This window comes from Shouchella lonarensis (genome assembly GCF_900096965.1).
GTDB classification, from domain to species: Bacteria; Bacillota; Bacilli; order Bacillales; family Bacillaceae_D; genus Shouchella; species Shouchella lonarensis.
Genome location: NZ_FMYM01000004.1, coordinates 216,535 through 240,634, shown reverse-complemented (window position 1 = coordinate 240,634; position 24,100 = coordinate 216,535). Strand labels below are relative to the sequence as shown.

Annotated in this window: 28 protein-coding genes, 1 tRNA gene and 1 rRNA gene; 28 read left to right on the top strand and 2 right to left on the bottom strand. The window is 43.1% G+C overall.

Going from position 1 to position 24,100, the window contains the following annotated elements; translation table 11 throughout:
• From rrf to BLT29_RS05765, 3 genes are all read left to right on the top strand, one after another.
• Nucleotides 1-105 (top strand): 5S ribosomal RNA (gene rrf, locus BLT29_RS05770); the annotation flags it as partial.
• 175 nt (nucleotides 106-280) lie between these two features.
• A complete protein-coding gene (locus BLT29_RS13320; RefSeq protein WP_176763830.1) occupies nucleotides 281-430 on the top strand; it encodes a hypothetical protein in 150 nt (49 codons plus the stop codon).
• Nucleotides 431-557: 127 nt separating this feature from the next.
• Nucleotides 558-1,265, top strand: coding sequence for an MgtC/SapB family protein (locus BLT29_RS05765; RefSeq protein WP_090775370.1), 708 nt, complete (start codon nucleotides 558-560; stop codon nucleotides 1,263-1,265).
• Here the strand turns inward: BLT29_RS05765 and BLT29_RS05760 are convergent.
• Both BLT29_RS05760 and BLT29_RS05755 read right to left on the bottom strand, forming a co-directional pair.
• On the bottom strand, nucleotides 1,262-1,810 hold the full coding sequence (locus BLT29_RS05760; RefSeq protein ID WP_090775369.1) for a histidine phosphatase family protein: 549 nt from the start codon (nucleotides 1,808-1,810) through the stop codon (nucleotides 1,262-1,264). The genes BLT29_RS05765 and BLT29_RS05760 overlap by 4 nt on opposite strands.
• A gap of 27 nt (nucleotides 1,811-1,837) precedes the next feature.
• Nucleotides 1,838-2,818 carry a nucleoside triphosphate pyrophosphohydrolase family protein gene (locus BLT29_RS05755; protein ID WP_090775368.1) on the bottom strand — a complete coding sequence of 327 codons (981 nt, stop codon included), beginning with the start codon at nucleotides 2,816-2,818 and terminating at the stop codon, nucleotides 1,838-1,840.
• A 573-nt stretch (nucleotides 2,819-3,391) separates the two neighbouring features.
• On the opposite strand from BLT29_RS05755, the gene erm reads away from it, so the two are divergent.
• The 25 genes from erm to BLT29_RS05640 all read left to right on the top strand — a co-directional run bounded on the left by erm (nucleotide 3,392) and on the right by BLT29_RS05640 (nucleotide 24,091).
• Nucleotides 3,392-4,249, top strand: a complete 858-nt coding sequence (gene erm / locus BLT29_RS05750; RefSeq protein ID WP_090775367.1) for a 23S ribosomal RNA methyltransferase Erm — start codon at nucleotides 3,392-3,394, stop codon at nucleotides 4,247-4,249.
• Nucleotides 4,250-4,389: 140 nt separating this feature from the next.
• A tRNA-Met gene (locus BLT29_RS05745) sits at nucleotides 4,390-4,463 on the top strand.
• A 117-nt stretch (nucleotides 4,464-4,580) separates the two neighbouring features.
• Entirely contained in the window at nucleotides 4,581-5,597 is a 1,017-nt protein-coding gene (gene thiL, locus BLT29_RS05740; protein WP_090775366.1) for a thiamine-phosphate kinase, read from the top strand.
• Nucleotides 5,578-6,033, top strand: a complete 456-nt coding sequence (gene tsaE, locus BLT29_RS05735; RefSeq protein ID WP_090775365.1) for a tRNA (adenosine(37)-N6)-threonylcarbamoyltransferase complex ATPase subunit type 1 TsaE — start codon at nucleotides 5,578-5,580, stop codon at nucleotides 6,031-6,033. The genes thiL and tsaE overlap by 20 nt, the downstream gene beginning before the upstream one ends.
• Nucleotides 6,030-6,740: a tRNA (adenosine(37)-N6)-threonylcarbamoyltransferase complex dimerization subunit type 1 TsaB gene (gene tsaB / locus BLT29_RS05730; RefSeq protein ID WP_090775364.1), complete on the top strand. Its 711-nt coding sequence runs from the start codon at nucleotides 6,030-6,032 to the stop codon at nucleotides 6,738-6,740. The genes tsaE and tsaB overlap by 4 nt, the downstream gene beginning before the upstream one ends.
• Nucleotides 6,715-7,212 (top strand): ribosomal protein S18-alanine N-acetyltransferase, encoded by a 498-nt coding sequence (gene rimI, locus BLT29_RS05725; RefSeq protein WP_245701106.1) that lies wholly within the window; start codon nucleotides 6,715-6,717, stop codon nucleotides 7,210-7,212. Before tsaB ends, rimI begins: the two co-directional genes overlap by 26 nt.
• On the top strand, nucleotides 7,178-8,188 hold the full coding sequence (gene tsaD, locus BLT29_RS05720) for a tRNA (adenosine(37)-N6)-threonylcarbamoyltransferase complex transferase subunit TsaD (RefSeq protein WP_090775363.1): 1,011 nt from the start codon (nucleotides 7,178-7,180) through the stop codon (nucleotides 8,186-8,188). The genes rimI and tsaD overlap by 35 nt, the downstream gene beginning before the upstream one ends.
• Before the next feature lie 33 nt (nucleotides 8,189-8,221).
• Nucleotides 8,222-8,410: a hypothetical protein gene (locus BLT29_RS13095; RefSeq protein ID WP_141769858.1), complete on the top strand. Its 189-nt coding sequence runs from the start codon at nucleotides 8,222-8,224 to the stop codon at nucleotides 8,408-8,410.
• A 148-nt stretch (nucleotides 8,411-8,558) separates the two neighbouring features.
• Complete coding sequence (locus tag BLT29_RS05715) at nucleotides 8,559-9,182, top strand: sterol desaturase family protein (protein WP_437182625.1); 624 nt, start codon at nucleotides 8,559-8,561, stop codon at nucleotides 9,180-9,182.
• Between the two features lie 25 nt (nucleotides 9,183-9,207).
• The gene (locus BLT29_RS05710; RefSeq protein WP_090775361.1) at nucleotides 9,208-10,260 is read left to right on the top strand and encodes an endonuclease/exonuclease/phosphatase family protein; all 1,053 of its coding nucleotides are present in this window, start codon (nucleotides 9,208-9,210) and stop codon (nucleotides 10,258-10,260) included.
• A gap of 291 nt (nucleotides 10,261-10,551) precedes the next feature.
• Nucleotides 10,552-10,845 carry a WXG100 family type VII secretion target gene (locus BLT29_RS05705; RefSeq protein WP_176763829.1) on the top strand — a complete coding sequence of 98 codons (294 nt, stop codon included), beginning with the start codon at nucleotides 10,552-10,554 and terminating at the stop codon, nucleotides 10,843-10,845.
• A 73-nt stretch (nucleotides 10,846-10,918) separates the two neighbouring features.
• On the top strand, nucleotides 10,919-11,158 hold the full coding sequence (gene yukD / locus BLT29_RS05700; protein ID WP_090775359.1) for an ESX secretion system protein YukD: 240 nt from the start codon (nucleotides 10,919-10,921) through the stop codon (nucleotides 11,156-11,158).
• Between the two features lie 22 nt (nucleotides 11,159-11,180).
• Entirely contained in the window at nucleotides 11,181-12,494 is a 1,314-nt protein-coding gene (gene essB / locus BLT29_RS05695; protein ID WP_090775358.1) for a type VII secretion protein EssB, read from the top strand.
• Nucleotides 12,495-12,500: 6 nt separating this feature from the next.
• Nucleotides 12,501-17,039: a type VII secretion protein EssC gene (essC, locus tag BLT29_RS05690; RefSeq protein WP_090775357.1), complete on the top strand. Its 4,539-nt coding sequence runs from the start codon at nucleotides 12,501-12,503 to the stop codon at nucleotides 17,037-17,039.
• 82 nt (nucleotides 17,040-17,121) lie between these two features.
• Nucleotides 17,122-17,535: a YwqH-like family protein gene (locus BLT29_RS05685; protein WP_090775356.1), complete on the top strand. Its 414-nt coding sequence runs from the start codon at nucleotides 17,122-17,124 to the stop codon at nucleotides 17,533-17,535.
• 32 nt (nucleotides 17,536-17,567) lie between these two features.
• Nucleotides 17,568-18,263 carry a YvcA-related protein gene (locus BLT29_RS05680; RefSeq protein WP_090775355.1) on the top strand — a complete coding sequence of 232 codons (696 nt, stop codon included), beginning with the start codon at nucleotides 17,568-17,570 and terminating at the stop codon, nucleotides 18,261-18,263.
• 14 nt (nucleotides 18,264-18,277) lie between these two features.
• Complete coding sequence (locus BLT29_RS05675) at nucleotides 18,278-19,771, top strand: DUF6792 domain-containing protein (RefSeq protein ID WP_090775354.1); 1,494 nt, start codon at nucleotides 18,278-18,280, stop codon at nucleotides 19,769-19,771.
• A 15-nt stretch (nucleotides 19,772-19,786) separates the two neighbouring features.
• Complete coding sequence (locus BLT29_RS05670; RefSeq protein WP_176763828.1) at nucleotides 19,787-20,359, top strand: T7SS effector LXG polymorphic toxin; 573 nt, start codon at nucleotides 19,787-19,789, stop codon at nucleotides 20,357-20,359.
• Between the two features lie 61 nt (nucleotides 20,360-20,420).
• Nucleotides 20,421-20,699, top strand: coding sequence for a hypothetical protein (locus BLT29_RS05665; RefSeq protein WP_090775352.1), 279 nt, complete (start codon nucleotides 20,421-20,423; stop codon nucleotides 20,697-20,699).
• Between the two features lie 82 nt (nucleotides 20,700-20,781).
• Complete coding sequence (locus tag BLT29_RS05660; RefSeq protein WP_090775351.1) at nucleotides 20,782-21,195, top strand: YwqH-like family protein; 414 nt, start codon at nucleotides 20,782-20,784, stop codon at nucleotides 21,193-21,195.
• A 39-nt stretch (nucleotides 21,196-21,234) separates the two neighbouring features.
• A complete protein-coding gene (locus BLT29_RS13315; protein WP_176763827.1) occupies nucleotides 21,235-21,399 on the top strand; it encodes a hypothetical protein in 165 nt (54 codons plus the stop codon).
• Nucleotides 21,363-22,046, top strand: a complete 684-nt coding sequence (locus tag BLT29_RS05655) for a YvcA-related protein (RefSeq protein ID WP_090775350.1) — start codon at nucleotides 21,363-21,365, stop codon at nucleotides 22,044-22,046. The genes BLT29_RS13315 and BLT29_RS05655 overlap by 37 nt, the downstream gene beginning before the upstream one ends.
• Nucleotides 22,047-22,059: 13 nt before the next feature.
• Nucleotides 22,060-22,317: a DUF6792 domain-containing protein gene (locus tag BLT29_RS05650; protein WP_090775349.1), complete on the top strand. Its 258-nt coding sequence runs from the start codon at nucleotides 22,060-22,062 to the stop codon at nucleotides 22,315-22,317.
• 84 nt (nucleotides 22,318-22,401) lie between these two features.
• Nucleotides 22,402-23,091, top strand: a complete 690-nt coding sequence (locus BLT29_RS05645) for a YvcA-related protein (RefSeq protein WP_090775348.1) — start codon at nucleotides 22,402-22,404, stop codon at nucleotides 23,089-23,091.
• A 304-nt stretch (nucleotides 23,092-23,395) separates the two neighbouring features.
• Complete coding sequence (locus BLT29_RS05640) at nucleotides 23,396-24,091, top strand: YvcA-related protein (protein ID WP_090775347.1); 696 nt, start codon at nucleotides 23,396-23,398, stop codon at nucleotides 24,089-24,091.
• The last annotated feature ends 9 nt before the right edge of the window (nucleotides 24,092-24,100 follow it).

Below are 24,100 nucleotides of genomic sequence, written 5' to 3'. Positions count from 1 at the left end.
TGGCAAAGAGGTCACACCCGTTCCCATGCCGAACACGGTCGTTAAGCTCTTTTGCGTCGATAGTAGTTGGGGGCTTCCCCCTGCGAGCGTAGATCGGTGCCGGGTTGATATGACATTAAAACACATCTTCATTTTAAAATGAAGATGTGTTTTTTATAAGCTACGTTTCCTGTATATAAAACTGATACAAAATTGTTGATTTTTTATGAAAGTCGTAGTATAGTAACAAGCAACCTCTAAAGAGGTCATGACTAACAAAAGGGCGAAGGGGATGTTTTTCATGAGACGACTTTTATGTTCGATCATTCGTGTACCAATGGCCCTTGTGTTAGCGGTACTTTTACTTCCAGCTTTTTTAATAGGTGACGTTCCTGAGTTTACACACGTTATTGACACGCTCTTACCTGGGGATAAAAAGACATCACTATAATAAATGATAAGGCGTGCTGAATTGAGCGCGTCTTATATATTTTTTGAGCGCATGTTCAATGTATTATAATAGAAAATAGCCTCTATACAGAGACAATGATTAATAAAGAAATGAAAGGTGGTCAAATATGGATGTTATTTTATTAAAGTTAAGTGCAGCTTTATTTTCTGGTTTTTTAATTGGGGTTGACAGGCAGATCAAACATAAACCGCTGGGCCTTAAAACAAGTATGGTAATCTGCATCGCAAGTTGTTTGATTACAATTGTATCAGTGGAAGCTTATTTGCATTTTTCTACGAACGGATCGTCTCAAAATATGGATCCTATGCGTCTTGCAGCGCAAATAGTGAGCGGGGTAGGTTTTTTAGGGGCAGGAGTGATTTTGCGAAGAAGTAACGATGTAATTTCAGGGCTTACAACGGCAGCCATGATTTGGGCAGCATCGGGGATTGGGATTGCCATTGGGGCGAACTTTTATAAAGAAGCCTTCCTGACTGTGGTGTTAATTTTAGTGTCAGTCAACGTCATTCCAGCCTTAATTAAATTGATTGGACCAATGTCGTTAAGTCAGACAGATGTGGCTTTACGGGTAGTCATGGAAAAAGGCGCACTGACAACGCACTTAATTAAGCGATTACATTATCGAGGGAAGACGTGGAAAGAAAGACGCACAAACAGCATGATTGTGCGCGAAGTGAAAATTAAAGACTTAGAAGATGGATGTAAACAATTGGATATCTCTGTATCAATCCCAAGGACAATGTACATTACAAGTGTGTACGATCTTGTAAAAGAAATTGATATGGTACAGAAGGTTTCTGTGGAACAACGTTAGACATGCAGCTTGATTTTTTTCATGTCATCCATGTGCAGCAGATGCCTTGTTTTGATATGGTAAAGATCGGGTGTCTCCATCTCGCGCCAAACGTCGTAGCCATAGTTATTATTAAACGCGTGAAGTATTAGTGTAAGTAAATTTCCGTGCGTCACGAGTAGGGTACAATCTCTTTTTTCTGTCTGTATATCTGTTAAAACGCTCATAGCACGGATTTGTGCTTGTTCAGATGATTCTCCACCAGGATAAGAGAGGGTGAAGTCGTGAAAAGTGGCTTTTAGTTTTTCGCGCCAGTCTTCTATGGGATTACTGGAAAGGCGACGCTCAACTAAACGTCTGTCTTCCTTAACAGCGATGTCCTTTGATTGAGCAACTGGTGCAATGGAGTCAAGTGCACGTCTGTAAGGACTGGCAACGATGCTGTCTATATGAATGTCGCGCAAGGCGTGTTGTAATGCTGTTGCTTGCTTATATCCTTTGTTAGTGAGCGGCGCATTAGCTTCTTGTCCGCTCGCTTGGCAATGCCTTAATAAGTAAATATCCATGAACGAGACCTCCTCGCTAGTCTTTTCTCATTCCCACGGCGGACAGGTAGAAGACAAAAGTCGAATGTAGAGGAAATCGCTCTTCCTGTCTTGGGTGTGTTGATCGTTTTCTTCATAGGGCAAGGCAGTCGCTATGACTTCGGTATTTTGAAAAGTGAAGCACCATTGGTTTCTATCATCAATGGTTTTTGCCGAGTCTCCGGCTAAATTCAGAATGGTATGCTCAAATAATGGTGTATCTGCAGTGACAGGGAATTCAAACACATATCCATCTAACCCTTCTGGTGTAGCGCATTTCGTGAATCGGATGAAGGAAGGTAGGCTATGACGAAGGTTGTCAGGGAGAGACGCCTCCGGATCCCATTCATAACTGCCCCATATTTTGGCGTTACATAAAAATTGGGCATAGTGATGTTCCATTGCTTTAAGAAAATGTGTGCGAGATGCTTCGGTTGTGGGGTCGTGGGTGATGTCAAATCTGTCTTTGTCTCGTGTTGCGGAGTGGGCAAGGACACGGTCAATGTAATGAAACACATTTAAATCGAAATCGCGCGCTAAAAATAGTAACTGCATATGCAACGTGGCAATCTCATGCCCGAGGCGCATAGGTTTTTCTGAGTGTTTTTTAGGCTTGTCGCCTTCGTAATGATTAATGATCCGGGCAATTTTACCACTGCGCTGCGTAATAAGAATGAAGCGGTCTTTGATTGGAAAAGGTTGCTGCAAGTTTTGGAGCTCACGTATAGCGACAGGAGCACCAATGAGTGTATATTCTTCATCTAGATAATTAAGGTATTGATTAGCAATACAAGTAGAAATGACGAAAATGTCGGCAATCTCGGTGCCGATCTCATCTATATTTAATCGATCCTGTAATAGGAGCTCGCCCAATTCACCTACTTCTTCATTCAATCGTGCGAGCGCAGAAATCGATCGCCAGTATCCACCGAGTTTTTTAATGTGGTTGTCAATTTGTTGTTGGTATTGTGCAATGTGTTCATGCTGCATCATAGCCACCTCTATGGAAATTAGTTTAGTTGTTCTTACGAAGTATCACATTTACTTACTGTAATACAGGACTTAGAAATGTGTCAATGGTCATTCTCATCTAAGCAAGAGACGTTGGATAAGCGGTGAGGGGGTATTTTTCTTAGCAGTAGGAAAAGCTTTGACTCCTGCTAAAATAGGGTATATAATGAGAATTGAAGCTAGATGATAGGAGGATTGCTAAACATGTATTCAGTCAGACGTCGTTTCCCAATTTTGAACGCGTAATTTTATACGTTCGAAAGCTCTGCTTTGTGAGTAGAGTAAACGGGATCAGTCTGTCTTTTTAGCAACCTCAAACGGGTAATGATACATGAGATGTGAAGAGAGGTGGTTGTTCTGCCTCTCTTTTTTGTGTTTAGAAAAATGGCTAGCCATCAAAATGCACACGTATGTTAACGTGCATATTATTTGTCTAGCCGTTCTAAGTAACACTCATGAAAAGACTTCAAGAAATAAAGATAAGGCAACGTTCCTTTACTCTTTCTCATAGGCGAGAGCTTGTGACTTTTATTAGAGAAAGGAACGGTTAGCATGACAAGAAAAAGACGAAATAAACAACAGGAAAAAGTGAGTCGGGGAGAGCCTCCCAATGATTTAGGACAGCACTTAATGTATGATAAAAAGTTACTACACGAGATTGTTAGGCAGGCACGAGTGGGTCCAACAGATATGGTGTTAGAGCTAGGTGCCGGCAAAGGAGCGTTGACAACGATTTTAAGTGAGCAAGCGCACAAAGTATTGGCGGTGGAATATGACCGGAAGTTTGTTGAGGTATTGAGCAGGAAGATGGCTACCGTAGGGAATACAACGATTATTCAAGGAGATATTCGTCGTGTGCGGCTCCCTAAAAGAAAGTTTGTCGTCGTTTCCAATATTCCGTATGCAATTACGACACCGATCATGAAGCTGTTGCTGTCAAATCCGCAAAGTGGCTTCGAACGGGGCGTAATTGTGATGGAAAAAGGGGCCGCGAAACGGTTCACGTCACCGTTTGTAAAAGATCCGTATGTGGTGGCGTGGCGAATGTGGTTTACTATTCGTTTTGTTCGAGCGATATCAAGAGAAAAATTTTCTCCACGTCCGAAAGTTGACTCGGCGCTCGTGTATATTGACCGGAAACAAAAACCACTGGTTGCGTATGCGTATCACAATGCTGTTTTCGGTTTGGTTGAGTATGCATTAAGGCAACCATACGCACCAATTGATGTCGCGCTTAGCGGGGTGTTCACTAAACCACAGCTTAAACAGCTAAAACGTGCTTTACGGATGGGGGCCGATGACCGTATCGGCACTTTATCCGAAGCACAATGGGGCGTGGTTTTTGCGACAATGGTTCAGTATGTTAAGCGTCCTTTGTGGCCGCGTAGAAGAAAAGAGCGTTTTAAATAAACGTTTGATTAACGCCTCTCCTCTGGGAGGGGCGGCTTTCTTTTAAACAATCCTTGCATTTATGAACTTCTTATGGTATATTTATATTTGTTGGATTGAGTTTAAGCTATATAAAAGCAAAATCATCCATTTACTAACGACGCGGGGTGGAGCAGTCCGGTAGCTCGTCGGGCTCATAACCCGAAGGTCGGTGGTTCAAATCCGCCCCCCGCAATACTAGAAAGACTGAGGCCTATGCTTCAGTCTTTTCTTTATGTGCTTGTTTTGCACAAAAGATGTGGATGGGGTATGCTATGGACAGTGGATGTGACGTCGCAAGGGGGTGAAACGTGTGGAAGATGAATTTGCTTTTATCGACAGTATTACACCGAAAAAGACTTATCAATCGCGTTTGCGTGTCGGAATTGGTGATGATGCGGCTGTTTATGTGAGTAACGTTCATTATGAAGAAGTCGTTTGTGTCGATACGATGGTGGAAGGGATTCATTTTCGGAAAGACACGTTAAACGCACGTCAAATTGGTCAGAAGGCGCTTGGGATTAATGTGAGTGATTTGGCAGCGATGGGCGCGCGCCCCCAGTTTTATCTAGTGGCAATTGCAATCCCTACTACATGGTCGGCTGATGAGGTACGAGAGATTTATAAAGGGATGAAAATGCTTGCCGATCCGCTAGAAATGGATTTAATCGGTGGTGACACCGTTTCGTCTCCATCTTGTTTAATGATCACCGTGACAGCCATTGGGGTTGTAGAAGCGGGAAGTGCATTAAAAAGAAGTATGGCGCAACCGGGAGATGTCGTGTTCTTAACAGGGCCTGTCGGCGGTTCTGCGGCGGGATTTTCCTTACTGAACGAGCAGACACGACACGGAGTATTTACCGCAGAAGAACAGCACTATATTTTGTGTCATCAAGAAGTGGCACCGCAAGTAGCGCTTGGACGTATATGCGCAAGCTCGGGTGGACGGATTGCGTTGAATGATGTGAGTGACGGGCTAGCCAGTGAGGCGCACGAGATTGCCGTGGCGAGTGGTGTACAGCTTGTTTTGGATCGAGAGGAAATCGTTGCTCTTTCCCCGCAGTTACACGGAGTAGACGAAGAAACGGGCTTAAAGTGGGGTTTGTACGGCGGAGAAGACTTTCAACTGCTTGGTACGACGTCGAAAGACCAATTGGCATCATTGCAGCAACAAGCAAGTGCGATTGGCCGGTCATTTTATCCGGTAGGCTTTGTGCGCGCAGGTGTACCAGCTGTTTACATAAAAAAAGAAGAGCAAGAAGTCCTGCTGGCAAAGAAGGGCTTTAATCACTTCAGGCATGGTGACGAAAATGACGAAACAAAGGTTTAAAACAAATACAGTTGCTGAGACGCTTTCGTTAGCGGAGAAATTAGGGACGTTGCTACAAGCGGGTGATGTATTAACGCTTGATGGAGATCTTGGCGCAGGGAAGACTCATTTTACAAAAGGTCTCGCAGCAGGGCTTGGTGTAACGAAAATGGTCACGAGCCCGACATTTACAATTATCAAAGAATACGACGGACGTATACCGCTATATCATATGGATGTATATCGGCTAGAAGGACAAGAAGACGACTTGGGGTTAAGTGACTACTTTTATGGAGACGGTGTGACGGTTGTGGAGTGGGCACATTTGATTGAGGAACAGTTGCCCAAAGAACGGCTTGCGTGCACGATGACAACTGAAGGAGAGACAGTGCGCCTTCTTACGTTTCAAGCGCTCGGTCGTCGTTACGAGAAACGATTGGAGGAGATGGAGAGATGACCAATACCCTTGCTTTAGATACGTCGTCTCACCGTCTCGGTGTGGCAGTAGCAAATGCAGATGGTGTTATCGGTGAGTATATGACTAATTTACGGAAAAACCATGCGCTGCGTTTAATGCCAACAGTTGAATCGTTACTGCAAGAAGTTGAGATGACGCCAAAGGATTTAACACGTATTGTCGTCGCGTGTGGTCCCGGTTCATATACGGGTGTGCGGATGGCAGTGACGGTTGCAAAAACCCTTGCTTGGACATTGGATATTCCGCTTGTGGGCGTGTCCACGCTCATGTACATGGCGCAAGCGGGGAAATATATCGCGCATGCGGTTGTTGTGCCACTCATTGATGCCCGGCGCGGAAATATATATACCGCTGCATACCGATTTGAAAAAGGGCAGACGCATGTCGTGTTACCAGAGACACACATTCATTCCGATGTATGGTTACAGCAATTAAAAGAACGGGATGAACATTGTCTATTTGTCGGTGAAGATGTGTCTTTACATGAGAAGAAGATTAGAGAAGTGCTTGGCGACAAGGCGTTGTTTACAGCGCCCCAACTTGCAAGTGTGCGACCGGGGGAATTATGTTTACTTGGCGAACAAGTGCCACCTGTCGAATCCATTCATGATTTTGTTCCTCAATATTTGCAGTTAGCTGAGGCGGAGGTGAACTGGCAACGTGCAACAGGAAGGCGTTTCGAGTGAACCAGCTATACGGATGATGACGTTTGCTGATATTGATCAAGTGTTGGCAGTCGAACGTAGTGCGTTTAAGCGGCCGTGGAAAAGGGCAGCGTTTGAGTCTGAGTTAAGGGTGAAAAATGTGGCTCATTATTTTGTGATGGAATCGGCAGGAGAGATTATTGGATACTGCGGTGTGTGGAAAGTCATAGACGAGGCACAAATTACAAACATTGCGATTCATAAAAAGTCGCAAGGCAACGCATACGGAGAGTGGCTGTTACGTTTTGTGATGACGTGGTTGCACGGTGTTGGTGCGGGAAAATTGTCGCTAGAGGTGCGCCCGTCTAATTTACCCGCTTTAGCGCTATATCAAAAACTTGGTTTTGAGAAAATCGCAGTTCGAAAAAACTATTATGCGGATGATTTGGAAGATGCATGGGTGATGGAGGTGAAAATCAGTGACATTGATTTTAGCGATCGAGACAAGTTGTGATGAGACGGCTGCGGCGGTTATTCGTGATGGCAGAGAGATATGCGCGAATGTAGTGGCGACGCAAATGGAGAGTCACGCCCGCTTCGGTGGAGTTGTGCCGGAAGTGGCTTCGCGTCACCATGTTGAAGTGATGACGCGTGTTGTTGAAGAAGCGATGGAAAAAGCAAAAGTGACATTCTCCGATTTAACAGCGATCGCGGTGACAGAAGGGCCTGGCTTGGTTGGCGCGCTTCTTGTTGGCATCCATGCTGCCAAAGCATTAGCATTCGCTCACGGGATCCCGCTCATCGGCGTGCATCATATTGCTGGACATATTTATGCAAACCAATTAGTAGAACCGCTCGCGTATCCGTTACTAGCGCTCGTTGTTTCTGGTGGACACACCGAGTTAATATACATGAAAAAAGATGGCCAATTTGAAACCGTTGGCGAAACACGTGATGACGCAGTAGGAGAAGCGTACGATAAAGTGGCGCGGGCATTGTCTCTTCCTTATCCTGGTGGGCCGAATGTTGAAAAGCTGGCAAAAGAAGCAGATACAGCGATTAAACTACCACGAGCGTGGCTGGAAGCGGGTAGCTATGATTTTAGTTTTAGTGGGTTGAAATCAGCGGTCTTAAATCGCCTGCATAATGATCGGCAAAAAGGGATTGAGACAGACTTACCGGCGTTAGCGCGCGGTTTTCAAGAAAGTGTCATTGATGTGTTAACGGTAAAAACGGCCCGAGCAGTGCAAACATATGAAGTGAAGCAAGTCGTCCTAGCTGGCGGTGTGGCGGCGAATCATACATTGCGGAAGGCCCTCAAAACAGCATTAGCGGACACCGGAGCAGCATTATCGATCCCACCGTTGTCTCTTTGCACGGACAATGCTGCCATGATTGGCGCGGCAGCCCATAGTATGTGGGTGCACGGGTGTACAAGTGATATGGCATTGAATGGCCGACCGGGATTATCTTTGCGATCGTTTGAATAAGTAGGTAGATATCCTCTTACGTGGGGTGGGACGATGTTTGCGAAGAAGAGGAGTGCAGGAATGATATTTTTAGCTGCATTTGTCGTTATATTTATCATCGTTTTTGTTCTGAAAGGAATTTTTGATACAATCCTTGGTGTTGACCATAAAAGTGTGAAGCATTGGTTTGTGAGTTCAGCTATCATTTCAGGGGTGATCGCAGCTTTTGCTGCGGTTTCCTAACTGCGCTGCGAAGTAAAAAGCATTAAGCCGGAAATTGACAGCGCTTACATTGGGGGTTATGATAAATAGTACAACATGTTTCACATCCATGAATGCCTTTAGTGATACGACAATATACATATTGTACAAACATGTGGGAGGGATTCTCGTGAAAAAGTATTTGCTTGAATATTTTGGTCACAAAGATGTTCTTATTATGAATTTGTTATTTGTGATTGGATTGATTTGGACATTAACTTCTTTTAGTCAGTGGACGACGTGGCTCGCTGTTGTCGCAGGGATGGCAGCGTATGCGCTGAGTGAGTATTCGATTCATCGCTTTCTTTTTCATATGAAACCACCCAAAAATTTGACGCTATTAAAGTTAATCAAACGTTTACATTACGACCATCATGTGACGCCGAATGATTTGAAGCTACTATTTTTGCCTGTATGGTATAGCTTGCCCCTCATTAGTATCGCTTTTGGGCTTGTATGGTTGGTTACTGGACAATGGCATTTGGCGATCGCCTTCACGACTGGTTTGCTTGGCTACTTACTCTTTTATGAATGGACCCACTATGTCGCGCATCGTCCGATTGTTCCAAAAACAGCATGGGGACGTTGGATGAAAAAACTCCATTTGTTGCATCACTTTAAAAATGAGAATTATTGGTATGGTGTGACCAATCCATCTTTAGACCTGTTGATGGGGACGTTTGAAGACGAGAAAAACGTCGATAAAAGCAAGACTGCTAAAAACTTGGAACAACGAGAGCGGGAGCCGTCGTGAAATCTAGGAGACGGGAGGGGGTTCAATGAAACTGGTCAAAGGAATGGTTGCACTTGTATTCCTTTTATGTCTTGGTTTGGGTGGTTTTCTTGGTTTTATGACGGTGACAAACGAAACGCCGCCAGATATGTTGTCCGTCGAAATTGAAAATGAGCAGGAGAAAGTATTGCGTACGGACGACACATTTAAAGTGGCAACATTTAACATTGGCTATGCGGGACTAGACAATGACCAAGATTTTTTTATGGATGGTGGAAAGGGGTCGCGCGCTAGTAGTGAAGCGCAGACGTCTACAAATTTAGCTCATATGCTTGCTTTTTTACAAGAAGAAGCGGCTGATTTTGTTTTGCTACAAGAGGTGGATATAGAAGCTTCGCGCTCCTTTGATATCAATCAGTATGAATTTTTTAAAGACGATTTAACTGACTATGCAGCGACGTTTGGACAAAACTACGATGCCAAATGGGTCCCTGTCCCAGTGTTGAATCCAATGGGATATGTGATCTCGGGGTTAGTGACATTTTCAACATACAAGATTGATGAGGCAACCCTGTTTCAATTACCTGGAGACGAGCCGTGGCCAAAAAGATTATTTGATTTAGATCGGGCGATTGTGGAACATCAAATACCAGTTGAAAATGGTCAGACGTTGCGGGTAGTAAATTTACATTTGTCAGCTTACGATAGAGGCGCTGAAGTCAGAAAAGAACAACTCGCATTTTTAGAAACATATATGCATGAGTACTACGGGAATGGTGATTATGTTATTTTAGGTGGAGACTGGAATCATTTACTGTCGGAAGCATTGTTGCAGGAGGAAAATATAGGGGAATGGCCAGAGTGGGTGGCAGAGTTGCCAGACGACTTTAATACCGGTGATTTTCAATGGGCTGTCGACGGTGAGGTGATGACGGTGCGAGATTTATCTGCACCATACGTAGAAGGGGAAACGTTCGAGACGGTGATTGACGGGTTTTTAGTGTCACCAAATATAGAAATTGTTCGGGTAGAAGGAACAGATCTAAGGTTTGAACATAGTGACCATAACCCTGTTAGTGTTGAGCTGCGGTTGAGGTAGGGGGCGTTGTGCGATTGTGAAAAAGAATATGCGGAGTTGGAATATGACAGTAATGAAATGCTGCTCTAGAAGCAAGGATACCTTTCATATGCTATAACAGCTCAACACTTTTAGAATGCTGCTAATCCAGTGTACATTTAACGTAACGCCGATAAAATCAAAATAATTAATCTTAAATTATAAACTTTAGGTTACATTTTCTGATGATCATATACACTTGATTGTTGCTATGTTAAAATGAAATTGTTTCTAGGAATTACTATGATAAACCAAATTAAGGAGGAGATTCACATGGCGCAACATATTGATGCAAAACCGGAAGAACTGCGTGGGAGCGCGGACAGGTATATGAAAGCAAGTGAGAATACTGAAAGTGTCATAGGGGATTTGGACACGGAGAAAGGATTTTTACTGGATAGTTGGAAAGGTGCCGCACAAGAGGCATTTGTCTCACAATACGAAGAATTGAGGCCGTCGTTCGTTCAAATGAAGGAATTAGCGGCTCAAATCTCAGAACAGTTGCGACAATCAGCTAATGCCATTGAAGAGAATGATGCAAACATTGCTTCCCGCATCCGCGGTTAAATGAATGAATACTTGATGAGGCGCAGTTTATGTATGTAACTTGCGTCTTATCTTATATTGTAGGTGAAAAACGATGTATATTCAAGTGACAATTGACATGAGAAGATATAATGGAAAACAGTTTGATTTACGTTTATCTGATCAATATACGGCAAAAAAAGTCGTTGACACGGTTTGGAAAATCGAACAACTATCTGTGCCACGACGTGAAGGTAGCTGGTTGCGAATTCAAAATAAAGCACGGACGCTTTCTGGACATGACGTTCTGGCAGAAAGCTACGTGACGAGTGGGGATCGTTTAGAGGTATTATGATCAGGAAGTGAGGGATAAAAAAGTGGAGAAGAGAAAAGCCTTTTATTTAGAAGAACAAACAGGCGCCATATTTGAACGAGACAAAGAAACAAATACATATCTGTTACGATTCCAAGAGTCAGAAGTGAAATTGACGACGCACCTGGAACCTGGCGTTTTAGAAGAATATGACGCAAACATGAAACGAACATGGAAGAAACAGAAACACGAATTGTGTATGGTCATCGCCCCCGAGGAAGGGATGATCCCTTTTCACAGACTAAAAGAAAAAGATAATGCTAGTAAGCTGCTTGTTGCCTACTCTCTCATCCAAGCAGTGAAGCAACATGACAGTGCACGGCTTCATTTGATCATCTCTCCCGAAAATGTATTGGTAGATGCAGGGCTGAGTGTATCGTTTATTTATTACGGTATTCAAGAGAGCTTGCCTCCCTATGTGAAAGATGATGCCAAGCTTTTTGCGGAATTACGTGCAACATTGCTTACTTTGTTAGACGGAGAACACCATTTTAAAGCGTATATGAACAATACAGGTACGCTGAAAATGTCCGAAAAAGCAAAACGCATATTAAATGAAGAAACGATTTCAGGCTTACATACATTAATTGTACGTTGGACGAAAGAACATGAAGCGCGTGAGAAACAGTATCATAAAATGCCAATGAGAAAGTGGCTTGTGCGAAAATGGACACTCGTGGGCACGATTGCAGCACTTGTTCCATTGATCTTTTTCACGGTGTACACCTTTGCTTTTGTACAGCCCCGGCAAGAAGCATTCACCGCAAGTCACACGGCTTACTTGAATCAAAATTATAGTGAAGTGATTGATGTGCTTGAACCGTACAAAACGGGTGTAATGCCAAAAGTCGTGAAGTATCAATTGGCACAATCTTACGTTGCGGTCGAGAGTCTGAAAGATGAACAGCGGGAAAACTTGCGAAATATCCTTGTGCTCCAAGCGCTAGAAGATTATTTTGAGTACTGGATTGCGATTGGTCGCGGTGAGAATGAAGAGGCGCTTGACATTGCCCGTGGTTTAGAAGACCCAGAGTGGCTCGTTTATGCGAATGTCAAGTTGCGCGAACAAATTCGTAACGATAAACAGTTATCCGGCAAAGAACGTGAAGAAAAGTTAAAAGAAGTTGATGCGGAGCTTGCCCAATACCAGAAAACGCTGGAAGAAATGAAAGAAGCAGAGACCATCCCAGCATCTGGAGAGGGCGCGTCCACTGTGGAAGAAGAACCGGAAGCTGAAGAAGAAGCACCAACAGAGAAACATAAGGAAGAAAAAGAAGATAATCAGGAAGACGACAAAGGCAAAGAGGACGGGGGGTGATGAGTAATGCCGTCTCAAGGAAACAATGTTAATCCGCAAGTATGGATGTTTTATGATCAAACCTATCAGGTCACCCAGCTTGATGACCGCCATGTCTCAATAGGAGATGCCCTTACTTCAGATGTGTTTATTTCAATCTTAAAAAATACAGTTGTACATGTTCAAATAGACGATACGCGAGATCAGTGTTTGCTTACAGATGCGTTAGGGATGAAACAAATACTACAGCCGAATGAACGCTATGCGTATACCACGCCGCAAGGAACTGTAACATTCATATTTACAAATAAAGTATTTGACGAGAAAACCTACTACATCGGTAAGAGGAAAACACTCACGATTTCTCAAGGCGCATCAAAACAAGCCGAGATTGTTCTTCCAACCATTGCTCAAGAGAGTACAGAAATATGTACGCTCCTACAGACACGAGCGAATGGCTGGATCGTTCACCCATCAACGACATCTGTTTTATATGTGAACGGCCATCAAGTAACCGAACCAACAAAAGTATTAGACGGCGACACGTTATGGGTTAATTTTTACACTTTCACCATTGAAGAAACAGACATGCTTATGATCAAAGCGCATCATGAATATGAAACGAACTTGCCTGAAACAGCACATCCGACGTCAGAGACAAAGGTTCATTACCCGATTTACCGTCGTACCCCACGGATGATTTATGAAGAACCAGATGATCGTGTGAAATTTTCATTTCCAAGTCAGGAGGTTGAAGACAACCGCACACCGCTCTGGATGTTGATTTTACCTCCATTTGTGATGTTGCTTGCAATGATAGGGGTGATGTTGTTTATTCCTAGAGGGCTTTATATCATCATTACGATGACGATGCTGCTTGCGACGATTACAATGTCGATTACACGCCACTTCCGTGATAAGCGTATTGCAAAAGAAAAGGAAGAAAAACGACAACGTGTATATAACCGCTACTTAAATGAAAAAAGAGAAGAGCTTCATGAGTTGTCGGAAAAGCAACGTCATGCGCTGAACTACCACTTTCCTCCATTTGAAGAAGTTAAATATATGACCAAACATATTTATGCGCGTATTTGGGAGAAGACGCCTCAAGACGAAGACTTTATGCATGTCAGTGTTGGGCGGGCAGATGTGCATGTCAGTTTTCAATTGTCCGAACCAGGTGGGGATTTAGCGAACCGTGACCGCGACCATCTGCTGGAGGAATCAGATAAATTATATAAAGCCTATGAAACAGTGAAAGATGTTCCGCTTCGCTTAAACCTATCGCGTGGCGCAATTGGTTATGTGGGCTACCCACACATTGTGCAACAAGAAGTATCGCAATTGATTGGGCAACTTGCTTTTGCGCACAGTTACCACGATTTACGGTTTGTGGCGATCTTTCATGAAAATGATTATGAAAATTGGGCCTGGATGAAGTGGCTTCCACATTTTCAATTGATTGGTATGCATGCAAGAGGCATGATTTACAATGATCAAACACGTGATCAATTGTTAGGCTCATTATATGAAGTATTACGTGAGCGCGATTTACAACAAGAATCAAGAGACCAAAACAAGCGCAAACGGTTTACTCCACACGTGATGTTTCTCGTCGCAGATCGGTCACTTGTGAGCGAACACGCCATCATGGAGTACTTAGAAGGTCCAGACAAAGCAATTGACGCTTCTGTTTTATTTATGACAAAAGTAGAGGAAAACTTATCTGAACATGTGCATACGGTGGTGAAAGCGATCAATGAGCGAGAAGGAGAAATTGTTTTACAGGAACGGAAAGCGGCACATCAACGATTCCAATTTGAACCGCACGATGAAGAGACAAATGAAGCCTTTGCCCGCAAGTTATTCTCTCTTGACCACAAACTCGGCATGATCCGTTCAATTCCCGATAAAGTGTCGTTTATGGATTTATTTGACGCAAAAGAAGCACGTGAGCTGCACATTGATGCGCGTTGGCAACAAAATAACAGCGCAGCTTCGCTATCCGTTCCAGTCGGCTATAAAACGAAGGACGATATTTTAGAATTAAATGTGCATGAACGCGCGCATGGCCCGCACGGCTTGCTTGCAGGAACGACAGGTTCTGGTAAATCCGAGTTTCTACAAACGTATATCTTATCATTAGCAGTAAACTACCATCCACATGAAGTCGCCTTTCTTTTAATTGACTATAAAGGTGGGGGCATGGCACAACCATTTAAAGATATTCCGCATCTTTTAGGTGTCATTACGAACATCGCCGACAGCCCGAACTTCACGCAACGCGCGCTTTTGTCAATTAAGTCAGAGCTCAAAAAGCGCCAACGTTTATTTGACCAGTTTTCCGTCAGTCATATTAACGACTATATGGCACTCTATAAAGAACGACAGGCACTGGAGCCGATGCCGCACTTATTTCTCATCAGTGACGAATTTGCGGAACTCAAACAAGAAGAACCTGATTTTATAAAAGAACTTGTGTCAGCGGCACGGATTGGACGAAGCCTTGGGGTGCATCTTTTACTAGCGACCCAAAAGCCGCCTGGTGTAGTCGACAAACAAATTTGGAGTAATTCCCGCTTCAAAGTGGCGTTAAAAGTACAAGATGAGGCAGACTCAAAAGAAATCCTCAAAAATGCCGATGCGGCTAACATCACAGAAACAGGACGCGGCTACTTGCAAATCGGCAACAACGAGCAATACGACTTGTTTCAAGCCGCTTGGTCAGGTGCGCCGTACATGCAAGACATTGTCGAAGAAGAAAATGACGTGGCCCGCGTCCATGACTTGGGTTTAGAAATGATTTCAGATACACAAACGGATCAAAAGAAAAAGAAACACGAAAAAGGTATCACCGAGATTGAAGCAGTCACACATGAAATTGTCGCAACAACAGAAAAGATGGGCATTCAGCGAGCCCCGAGCCCGTGGCTTGATCCTCTTGAAGAGCGTATTGTCCAGCCGGTGTGGGAGCGCGACGATAAAACAATTAAGATTCCACTGGCGCTCGCAGACGACCCAGAAGCACAAGCGCAGTACCCGGTGTACTATGAATGGATGAAAGACACAAACGTCGCGGTATTTGGTTCTGGTGGCTACGGAAAATCGACGACGCTCGTGACGTTACTATTGTCACTTGCAAAAGTGGTCGGTCCTGATGCGCTCCACTACTATATCTTTGACTTCGGAAATGGGGCCCTTCTGCCATTAAAGCAACTCGCTCATACGGGAGACTACACGAAAATGGATGACGACGCGAAAATCGAAAAGATGATGGACTTCATCCAAGAGGAAATTGAAGCAAGACGTGAGCTATTTTCCAAAGAAGAAGTAAGCAATATCCGCATGTACAACGAGGTGGCAGAAGCACCGTTGCCAGTCATGTATGTGGTGATTGACGGATATGAGCTTGTGAAAGAAGAATTTGAACCACTCGATGCGAGATACATTCAAATTGCCCGGGACGGCCAGTCTTACGGCGTATTTATGATGATCACCTCATCGCAAATTACCAACGTGGTGCGCGCACCGCTCCGTAACAACATGCCGATGAAGATTTGTCACTACATGATCGGTCAGTCGGAAATAGAAACCGTACTTGGCAGAACGAAACTTGCGATTGAACCAATTCCAGGACGCGGGATCATTGCGAGAAAAACGAGCGATTTTGCGCAAATGTATCTCCCTGTTTCAGGTGACAGCGAATCTGCAGTACTGGAGCACTTAAAGAAAGCCATTAAAACAGTAAACAGCCAGTATAAACAAGCATCGCGACCAAAAGGGATGGCGATGTTGCCGCCGGTACTCACCCTCTCAGCCTTCAAGCAAGACTGGGCGCAGCGTCAAGGCGATCACGTGCCAATTGGTTTAGATGAAGTCACAGTTCAGCCCGTTTATACGAAGTTTGATACACACCCTTCTTGCCTTGTGATCGGTACTCCTGGTTCAGGGAAGACAAACGTCTTAAAAGTGCTCATCTCATCTTATCTCCAAGGAGAAGTGGAAGAGGTAGTGTTGTGCGACGGACCAAGCTATGCCTTAACGAAGTTTATTCAAGATGACCGTTTGCGCACGATTGATACGGAAGAAGAGACACTTGCGTGGTTGGATGATTTGACAGAAACAATGGAAGCTCGCAGCAAGTTATATAAAGCGGCACTAAGCAATCAGGAGCCATCACCAATCTTTAAACCAATCATCCTTGTGATCGACAACTTGGCGAAGATCAGTCAAAATATTACCGGAGATGCCGACCCATACGGGAACTCGGCTACAACACGCAAGTTAAGCGATGCCGTCAAAAACGGCGCAAACCTAGGCTTAAAGGTGATTGCGGCAGGCAATACCGGCGAATTCTCCGCGGGGAACGAATTCGGAACAGAGCTAAGAAAAGTCCGTCAAGGCATCTTACTTGTGAAAGCAGGAGACCAGACCGTACTTAAAAACTTACAAGGCGGAAAAGAAGCGATCAAAGTCGGCATGGGTTACTATGCGGTAGATGGTGAGACGACGAAAATCAAAATTCCCGATAGTGCAGTGGAAACACCAGCAATGACAACCGTTTAAAGAGACGCAAGCATTCTCCTGTATGATCATACGGTGATGCAGGAGAATGACTTGAAATGAACGAAGAAGAGGAGGGACGGCGGTGTATCAAGGAAGAATTAATATGAGACAGAGTCAACTAAGGAATTACAGAAATGAAAGAAGCCGCCTTGAACGAGCAGAAGAGCGACTCCAAAAAGCAAAAACGCAACTAGAAGCAAGCCAGTCAGTATTTAACGACCACAATTCACTCATTAGGGATCCGCAAATTTTATGGGAAGTGTGGAAAGGCAAAGAGGCAAGGAAACAAACAACGGATTATCGTAGCCAATTAGGGAAGAACCACGCGTTAGGAGGTAGGCGAATTGAACGTGCCATTGAAGCGGTACAAGATGCGCTATCACGGGCACAACAAGGGATTAGGGAATATAACGGCGCGATTGCTTGGGCAGAAAGAGACCTGAACACTTTAAGAAAAAAACAACGAAACTGGCTTACAGCATCGCAGCAGGATTAGTAACGTAGGAGACTAAGAGAGGTGGGATATGCTTGTTTTGGTCAAAATGGTGGAAAACAATTACCGTGATTGTAGGAATCATTGCATTAACAGTAGGAGGGATTGTATTGGCAAATAACATGAGTAATACAGGTGACATTGCATTGGATGATACTTTCACGAGCAAGTTTATTGATCGCAGCGTAAAGGCGGATGACGGATTTCATTTCTTCGAATCTCAGAATGGGCACTACACGATGTGGTTTCCGTCGGGGTATTATTTGAAGGAAGAAGGGCCGATGTATGTTAGTAAGGATCATTATGAGCGTTTGAGCATGCGCCAAGATAAGGACGGAGATCACAAGTTAGGTGGAAATGAGTTTGTAGGAGAGGTTCGAACTATGTATAGAGGGGCGGTAACTCAAGGAGGAATTGATACGAATTTAAGAATGTTGCTGGACGATGTTAGTTACAACGGTGATCACAAGGAAATTGGAACAGAAGATACCGTTATTTATTACGGTTCTTCTAACTTTGGATTAAAAGATAAAAGAGCTTTTATTACCGATCCGAAAGAAAGCTATGCTAATAAGTACTTCGCATTGATTCAAGATAAAGAGGGCGATCAATTTTTAACAGTGAAATATAGTCTATTTTGCCCTAATGAAGATGAATCAGCGTGTGGTAACAACGGAGAGGAAGAAGCTCATTTCTTTGATACCTTTATCCGCAACATCAAATTTCGTTAATGGAGGTAGGGAAGATGGCACTTTCAGAGGAAATTAGGAATGAGCTTGTTAAACTACAGTATGGTTCGATTGATCGAGATGCGGTTATAGAATTGTTAAAGCAGCACCAGATTAATGACATTAAGCCCGAAGATGTGATGGTTTACACGAGTGATGGAGAAGGCATTGATCGTAAAATTGGTGGAACATCTGGCTTTGATGGTGCCGCTATCCATATTTATAACGAAGAGTCTGGACGGAATGAGGTTTATTATATAGCCAGAGGAACGGAGCTAGATAGTTCGCATGATGTTGTATACGATATGTATGGTGTAGCGGGCGGTGTGGCAGATGATCAAATTGCAGATGCACAAGAGTTTTTTCGAGAAGTAGAGGAAAATGTTTCTTCAGCAGTTTCGAATGAAAATATAGATAGCATTAAACGCTACGGAGATGGTCATTCATTAGGCGGACATATTATTGCGACATTGGCATTACTAGAAAAAGGTTTTACAGATGTTCGTGGGTTGAATGCGGCGCCAGTTCACTTGAAACAATTGATTGAGCTAGATGATGAGTTCAGGCAGCACATTGATCGTGTAACTGGTGGGAAGGATGCTGACTCCCTCTCCCAAAAAGAGCTTCAAGACCTAGCCAAGGATTATTACAAAGCTGAAATCGCCCATATTAAGCAGTATCGTGTTAAGGGAGAACCATTGTATGCGCAAACAATACCTTTTGGCTTCTTCTTTGGTGACATTCATTACCTTGGTCACATGGGCACCCCTGAATTTCCTAATTTACTAGACACCTATGACTCAGGGGCGTTTAATGTTGATCGAGCGATTTATCATTCGTTTATGGCAACGGTACTGTGGCTTCTCCGAAGATCTGGAAAGGAAGTTTCTGTGGATGATACAGCGAACTTATTAGATAGCCTGGGACCAGGTGATTATGCTTATTTGGTAAAGACCTTTGGTCCGGTGGTGGTACTTATGCTGTTCAATCCTACATTCCTGAAACAAGTGATAACAATTTGGCAGCAGTTTGACCAAGTTGATTTGCATGACATTGATGTGGTTATGGAAGAGTTTGTCATGTACAATGCCTTGAGAAGTACGATAGAAGCATTAAAAGACCCATCCCGCCGCAGTGAAGTCATGGCGTATATCGCAAATATCGGTTCAGTGTTTGGGAAAGATCAAGTTGCGTTGTTTTATCGCCAATTAAGAATCCTGTTGGGCTTAGGTGGTTCGGGTCATCCTTTGGTTGTATCGATTGATTCATTGGAAGTGTTGTACGAGCTTGAGGTAGCCACGGAAGAATTAGTTGCAACTGGATCAGGCGTAGATGATGAAATTGTGGTGACAAAAATGACTGTCATTAATAGGGCGCTTGCGATGCGTGATAAATTTAAAGAGACGCTAACCATTTGGGGAGAGAAGACGCTTACGAATGTAGATGCGCACCAACAATTCATCATCCAATACTGGGAGAAAGACGAAGAAATTGCAAGAAACATCAGCTAGATGAGGAGGATGAAGATGAAAGTGCTGGACTTTGCGGAAGCAAATGGCTTCTTGCAGCAACAGGTGAAAAAGCATGTAGAGGTGAGAGAAAAAATTACTGCTGTTGAAAATGCCATGAAGAAGTTGCAGAAGTTAAAAGGCGTGTTGGAGGGAGAGGGCGCAGAAGCGCTTAAAGAGCACTACCGAGATAAGCAGACACCCACCATAAGCAAACTAAGAGAGTTTAACGATCACGCAGTTGTTTCGTTGGAATATACACGTGTAACGATGCTAGGTTTGGACGAGGAAACAGCCCTGTGGAGAGAGTCATTTATGTCAGATGAAGTTCCAAGTGGCTTGAATGCACTGGAGGACGCGATAGAGGAAAGTTTGTCAGAGATTAATAGCACACTCTCTTCAGTGAGTGATTTAGTCAGTACGGATCGTGTCCATACAGACGAGTTGTTTGAGACAGCGAGCGAGGCACGAACACACTCACAAGAGACGGCAGAGGCGTTGGTTGAGTTTGATGACGACTGCATAGCGAAATTGGAACCGTCAGAGGAGAGCTTGTCGGAATGGTCGAGTGTGGTGGCGAAGATTGGTTAGGAAGAGAATACTTATTGTGAGTGAGAGAGAATTTAATGTATTGTAATGTAGTCCTGCCTGAATGAACGTGGGCAGGGCTAAAGTTGTTTTAGGCTTAAAGGTGATTGCGGCAGGTAATACCGGCGAATTCTCCGCGGGGAACGAATTTGGAACAGAGCTAAGAAAAGTCCGTCAAGGCATCTTACTTGTGAAAGCAGGAGACCAGACTGTGCTTAAAAACTTACAAGGCGGAAAAGAAGCGATCAAAGTCGGTATGGGTTACTATGCGGTAGATGGTGAGACGACGAAAATCAAAATTCCCGATAGTGCAGTGGAAACACCAGCAATGACAACCGTTTAAAGAGACGCAATCATTCTCCTGTATGATCATAATGTGATGCAGGAGAATGACTTGAAATGAACGAAGAGGAGGAGGGACGGCGGTGTATCAAACAGCGATTAACATGAAAAAAAGCCAAATACGAGGATATAAAAATACAAAAAGTCGCCTTGAAGGCGAAGAGGAGCGACTACAAAAAGCAAAGGACGAATTAGAGACGCAAAAAGCTACGTTCGATGACAACAGTTCGCTCACCAGGGACCCGTCTATCACACGGGAAGAGTGGGCAGGGACAGAGGCGGATAAACAAAAAGATCACCGCAGTGACATAAGAGAGCAGTACAATTCATGTGGTGACAAGATTGACCGTGTGATCGGCTGGGTGCAAGATGCCTTAACAAACAAACGACAAGGAATTAGAGAGTATACAAACGCTATTGGATTTGCGGAAAGACAACTAAGTGTGTTGGAAGGGCAACAGCGGAAGTGGAAGGCAGCGTTATCAAGCAGTGATTAGTGAGAGAGAGAAGTATGGCGGCTTCTAGGAGAAAACGCGGTGATGACGAGGGAGCAGAAAAAAGATCAACTCTTTGGCGTTGTTCCAGATACAGTTGAATCTATTCTCTCCTATTTACATAATGGATATATAGCTTATTATGAAACTAAGAGAGAGGTGGGATATGTTTGTTTTGGAAAAAGTGGTGGAAAACAATTGTTGTGATTGTAGGAATCATTGCATTAACAGTAGGAGGGATTGTGTTGGCAAATCACATGAGTAAAACAGGTGACATTGCATTGGATGATACTTTCACGAGCAAGTTTATTGACCGAAGTGTGAAGGTGGATGATGGATTTCATTTTTTTGAATCTCAGAATGGGCACTATATGATGTGGTTTCCTGCGGGGTATTATTTGTCGGATGATCCAATGATGTACATTACTAAGGACCATCATGAGGTGCTTAGCATGTATGAGGAAGAAGAAAGGGAGGATGTATTCTCTGGGACTATTTATACAACATATAGTGGTGGAGATGTGACTCAAGAAATTATTGATTTGGACTTGAATATTTTATTGAAAAATGTTAGTTACAATGGTGAACATGAAAAGATGGAGACAGAAGACACAATCATCTATTATGGTTCTTCTAAGTTCAACGTTGAAGGCACGGATGTCTTTATTACTGATCCGCAAGACAACTATGCTGACCATTATTTTGCTCTGATACAGAACAAAGCAGGGGACCAATTTTTAACAGTGAGGTATAGTTTGTTTTGTCCCAACGAAGATGAATTGGTATGTGGCAATAACAGTGATAAAGAAGCCAGCTTTTTTGACACATTTATCCGCAACATCAAATTTCGTTAATGGGGGAGAGGGAATGGCGCTTTCAGAAGAAGTTCGAAATGAATTGGTTGAGTTACAGTATGAGGATAAGAAGAAGGGTCATACATTTGATGAGAAGTCAGTTGAAGAGACTTTAAAAAAACATAATGTGACTGATGTTAAAGCTAAAGATATCACGATTTATAAAAGTGACGGTAAAAACATTGATGGAAAAGTCGGCGATAAGACGGGATTCGATGGCGCAGCTATTCATATTCACAACGAGGATACGTTAGTATTTGATATTACATAAACCTCTTAGGGTTGAATCATACCGTATTTATTTACATAATGGATATATAGCTTATTATGAAACTAAGAGAGAGGTGGGATATGTTTGTTCTGGAAAAAATGGTGGAAAACAATTGTTGTGATTGTAGGAATCATTGCATTAACAGTAGGAGGGATTGTATTGGTAAATCATACGAGTAAAACAGGCGACATTGCATTGGATGATGACTTCACGAGCAAATTCATTGATCGAAGTGTGGAGGTGGATGACGGGTTTCATTTCTTTGAATCTCAGAATGGGCACTATACGATGTGGTTCCCGTCGGGGTATTATTTGTCGGATGATCCAATGATGTATATTACTCAGGACCACTATGAGGTGCTTAGCATGTATGAGAAAGCAGAAGACGGTTCGAGGGAAGATGTATTCTCTGGTACGATTTATACCATGTATAGGGGGGCGATGAACCAATGGAGGGTCCAAAATAATTTAGAGATGTTGTTGGATGATCGCAGCTATGATGGTGAATACGAGAAGATAGAGACCGAAGATACAATCATTTATTATGGCTCTTCTCATCATTCTTTAGAGGATAAAAAAGGTGTTTTTTCTAATCCCAAGGATAGCTATGCTAATCAATATTTTGCTCTGATTCAAAACAAGGAAGGAGACCAATTTTTAACAGTTGATTATAGCTTATACTGTCCAAACGAAGAGGAATCAGGTTGCGGCAATAATGGTGAAAAAGAAGCCAGTTTTTTTGACACATTTATTCGTAACATCAAATTTCGCTAAAGGAGGCAGAGAAAGTGGCACTTTCAGAAGAAGTTCGTAACGAATTGGTTGAATTACAGTATGAGGACAAGAAGAAAGATCATACATTTGATGAGAAGTCAGTTGAAGCGATCTTAAAAAGCACGGAGTAACCGATATAAAAGCTAAAGATATCACGATTTATAAAAGTGACGGTAAAAACATTGATAAAGAGGATACATTGGTAGTTGATATTACATAAACCTCTTTAAGATTGAATCATACCGTATTTATTTACATAATGGATATATAGCTTATTATGAAACTAAGAGAGAGGTGTGATAGTTTGTTTTGGAAAAAATGGTGGAAAACGATTGTCATGATTATAGGAATCATTGCATTAACAGTAGGAGGGATTGTGTTGGCAAATCACATGAGTAAAACAGGTGACATTGCATTGGATGATACTTTCACGAGCAAGTTTATTGACCGAAGTGTGAAGGTGGATGACGGGTTTCATTTCTTTGAATCTCAGAATGGGCACTATACGATGTGGTTTCCGTCGGGGTATTATTTGTCCGACGCCGCAGCGATGTATATTACTAAGGATCATTATGAAGTGCTTAGTATGTATGAGAAAAGGGAAGAAGGAGAACCAGAAGATGTGTTCGCTGGGGTTATTTTTACAACATACAGTGCTGGAGAAGAAACAGATCAAGATATGATTAATTTGGATCTGCGCATTTTATTAAAAGATGTTAGCTACAATGGTCAGCATGAGAAGGTCGAAACTGACGATACCATCATTTATTACGGTTCTTCTCATCATGGCTTAGAAGGTAAGAAGGGAGTGTTTTCTAATCCAAAAGATAGTTACGCTAATCAATATTTTGCGCTGATCCAGAACAAAGGGGGCAACCAATCTGTGACTGTAAAATATAGCTTATATTGTGCCGACGAAAACGAATCAGCATGTGGAAACAATGGTGAAAAAGAAGCCAGCTTTTTTGACACATTTATCCGCAACATCAAATTTCGCTAATGGGAGGTA